The following is a 3,927-nucleotide window of genomic DNA, read 5'->3' as shown; positions in this document are numbered from 1 at the left end:
AAACTGGTGAACATGGTCTCAACCCGTCCGGGATTTTGCGTGTCCCATTCTTTCAACATATTTTTAATGGCCACGCGTTGCAGATTGGTTTGCGAGCCACACAGATTGCACGGGATGATTGGAAATTGACGGGCATGGGAATATTTTTCTATGTCTTTTTCGCTGCAATACGCCAAAGGGCGGATGACTTCATGCGCGCCGTCGTCGGTGGTGTATTTGGCCGGCATGGCCTTGATCTGACCGCCGTGAAACAAATTCAAAAAGAAGGTTTCAATAATATCTTCGCGGTGGTGGCCGAGCGCGATCTTGCGAATGCCCTGCTCTTTGGCGTACGTGTATAAAGCCCCACGCCGCAAACGTGAACACAGACCACAGGTGGTTTTGCCTTCCGGGATCACCCGCTTAACTACTGAATAAGTGTCTTGCTCCAGAATGTGATAACTCACCCCGAGCGTTTGCAGATAATCGGGCAAGACATGCTCTGGAAAACCCGGTTGCTTCTGGTCGAGATTAACGGCGTGCAAGTCGAATTCTATCGGCGCATTCTTTTTCAACTCCAACAACATATCCAGCATGGTGTACGAGTCTTTACCGCCCGACAAACACACCATGATGCGATCGCCATCCTCGATCATGCCGAAATCGGTCACGGCTTTACCAACTCTGTTACGCAGTCGCTTGCCGAGTTTTTTTGCACTGTTGGACAAATCAGGTGTCTGATTCTCGCTGAGCGCAGTCAGACCGGTCAGGTTCTCCACACTTACGGATGCAATTTCTGTTTTCACTTCAGGCCGCCTTTAATAACCCGGACCGGGTAAAAATAAGACGTTTGGAGTCCGGATACCAGGGTTTGGTTTTTTTCATACACAACTGGAATTCATCGCTTTCCAGAATTCGATACAGCCAGTCACGTACTGCTGTGTGCTCGCTTTGTGCGAACCAGTCTTTATCCACATGGGCAAACTGACGCACAAACGGGGCAATGGCGATGTCGGCAAACGACCATTGTGCACCAAACAAATACGCCTTATCACCCAACTGCTCTGCGAGTTGATACAAATATTCTTCAGCTTGGCTGCGGTAGGATTCGGCGGATTGCTCCGGGTGCCGGTCGGCGTATTTGTATTTATCCAATAACACTTTAAAACTGCCCTCGCCCTGCTCTAGAGGGTCGAGCAATTCTGACAACAAGTGTTGCGGCACGTATTGCACACCCGAGTCGTCATCGATCGCTTGCCAGGCCCAGTGCATGATCTCGAGGCTTTCTTCAAGCACCGTACCATCGTTTAATTCCAGTACCGGGACCGTGGCCTTGGGCGACAAGGCCAGCATTTCTGCCGGTTTGTTTCTCAAGGCCACTTCGCGTAACTCCACCGCAATACCAGCCAACAGCACACTCAGTCTGGCCCGCATGGCATAGGGACAACGACGGAAGCTGTACAGTATCGGGTAGTTTTCAGCCGTGGCATCCACAACCTGTTGTTGGCTTTCACTCAAACCGAAATATTCGCGGCGTTTACGTTGATCGTGTTCGATTACCTGCGCGATGTGTTGTTCGCCACGTTGTTTGGCCAATTCGATCTGCTTTTGACGTTCGGCAAAACGCTGACGCTGACCTTCGCTGTATTCATCCGCACACTTGGGACAGGAAACCCCCTTTTGATAATGGATGGAATCCTTATCAGCATCGGTGATCGGACGCCTACAGGCATGACACTGGTCGTAACCGGCGACCCCGAGCTGGTGATCCACGGCCACGCGATTATCAAACACAAAACAGTCACCCTGCCAAAAGCTCTCGGCTTCCTGCACTTCTTCCAGATACTTGAGAATACCGCCTTTGAGGTGATAGACCTCTTCAAAGCCCTGTTGCAACATATAGGCCGAGGCTTTTTCACAACGAATACCCCCGGTACAGAACATGGCCACTTTTTTTTGTTTATCCGGGTCCAGATTGTTTTTTACGTATTCGGGGTAATCGCGAAAAGTTTTGGTGTCGGGATCCAGCGCGCCTTTGAAACTGCCGATCTCAACTTCGTAATCATTGCGAACATCGATCAGGGTCACATCCTCTTGCGCGATCAGTGCATTCCAGTCTTGCGGGTTGACGTATGTGCCGACTAATTTATTGGGGTCGATGCCTGCCTGCCCCAAAGTCACGATCTCTTTTTTGAGTCGAACTTTGGTGCGATAGAACGGCATTGTGTCCGTGAGCGATTCTTTGACATCCACATCGGCAAAGCGCGGGTCTTCACGCAGTTGTGTGAGCAAGGCATCAATGGCTGCACGGGTACCGGCGATGGTGCCGTTAATGCCTTCGTTTGCCAGTAACAAGGTGCCTTTAATATCCAGATCCAGACAGCGTTGTAACAAACGCGGCTGTAACTCGCAGTAATCGGGCAAGGATACAAATTTATATAAAGCGGCAACTACAAACATGACAAATAAAAAATTAGCTCAACTCATTAATTAAAATTCAATTAGGCGTAAAAATCAGGGGTAAAAATCAGGCGTTGATAACCCTGAAAATAACTTGACGGAAGCGCTCACTGAGAACCGCTTCGGCGTTCTTTCGTTGTGCAATCAGGCTTCGCCCATAGCGCAACATGTTCTTCTCATCTAGCGTGATCAGTTCATTTTCTTTGAGTAATCGAATAAACCCCTGGAACAGGCGTTTATCAAAAAACTCCGGCGAACTGATGTCTTGCAAACGCGACATACGCTGGGCCGAGAGATGCACCAGATTTTCCAGGTCACCTTGCTTGATGCCATGCTTGCCATGACGCACCATCAGAACCAGTAACAAATAAAAGCGCCCCAGGGTTTGCAGCATGCCCTGAGCCAGATTCTCCAGCTCGGCGGCTTCCGCCGATTCCGCCGAACAACGTGACCATAGCCGGGTTTCAGGGTCAAAATCCAGATACCCGATCTCGTGCAATGCTTTTAATTGTGCATCCACCACACCCGGTAGTTCATCGGCCTGATAGCGCAGGAATAATTCCTGTTTGATGTAGGGATAAACCATTTCAACCAGTACGACCACGCGCTCCTGTGACAAGGGTTTGTTGTCCAGAAAAATACTCGCGAGCAAGGACGGGATGGCAAAAACGTGTTGAATGTTGTTGCGGTAGTAACTCATGAGCACCGAATGTCGCCCAAGCGGGGTCAGGGTGTTGCCCAGTGCATGTTCCTGTTGTTCAAGAAAATCGAATTCTTTAACGTATTCGACAATTTCCTTGCCATACATGTCGGGAACACTCAACTCCGGAGAATACGGTGCCAGTTTTTGTAAACGAATCAGTTTGTCGATCTGGCGAGCCAGTTCAGTTTCACCCATATTCAAACGCGGGGTGGATAATAAAACGTAAGACAATAAATTCATTGGGTCCAAGACCGCGGCGGAGTTGATGCTGGTCAAAATTCGATTACCCAATGCGTTCACGGTCGGCACCAGCCAGTCCGGTTTGGCTTCCGATGCCAGACTCTGACCATCCCACTTTGGAGCATGCGCCTGAATGTGATCGCGCAGATCGATCGGAGTGCCGAAACTGGCGTGTACGTGTCCCATTTTGCCACCGCGCAGGCTTTTGAGGGCACGTAACAAACCACCAACCGATTCTTTTTTCTTGGCCTTGCCGCCCAGCTCTTTCAGATAGGACTTGCCCTCCCAAAGTTTTTCGTAACCGACAAAAACCGGCACAAACACCAGGGGTTTTTCAGGGTCTTGCAAAAATGCCCGGGTCGACATGGATAACAGACCCGCCTTGGCCGGTAACATGCGTCCGGTACGACTGCGACCTCCTTCAATAAAGTATTCAGTGGGAGTGTCGTCTTGCTGGATGTTTTTCATGTACTCGCGAAAAACCGTGGAGTACAACTGGTTGCCGGCAAACGTGCGGCGCATGAAGAATGCACCGGCATTGCGTA

General features: G+C 50.0%; 3 protein-coding genes and 1 pseudogene. All 4 read right to left on the bottom strand.

From position 1 onward, the window contains the following. The coding region (gene ttcA, locus HKN88_09090) for a tRNA 2-thiocytidine(32) synthetase TtcA (protein NNC98209.1) at positions 1 to 707 on the bottom strand (707 nt) is incomplete at its 3' end. Between the two features lie 79 nt (positions 708 to 786). After that, positions 787 to 1,413, bottom strand: coding sequence for a glutathione S-transferase (locus tag HKN88_09085; GenBank protein NNC98208.1), 627 nt, complete (start codon positions 1,411 to 1,413; stop codon positions 787 to 789). 63 nt (positions 1,414 to 1,476) lie between these two features. Further along, a pseudogene (locus tag HKN88_09080) lies at positions 1,477 to 2,439 on the bottom strand (rhodanese-related sulfurtransferase). 67 nt (positions 2,440 to 2,506) lie between these two features. Continuing rightward, positions 2,507 to 3,927, bottom strand: a 1,421-nt coding sequence (locus HKN88_09075; GenBank protein NNC98207.1) for a glycerol-3-phosphate 1-O-acyltransferase, incomplete at its 5' end; no start/stop codon positions are given.

Source organism: Gammaproteobacteria bacterium (assembly GCA_013001575.1).
Lineage (GTDB): Bacteria > Pseudomonadota > Gammaproteobacteria > Steroidobacterales > JABDMI01 > JABDMI01.
This window is presented reverse-complemented; position numbering and strand designations above follow the sequence as displayed.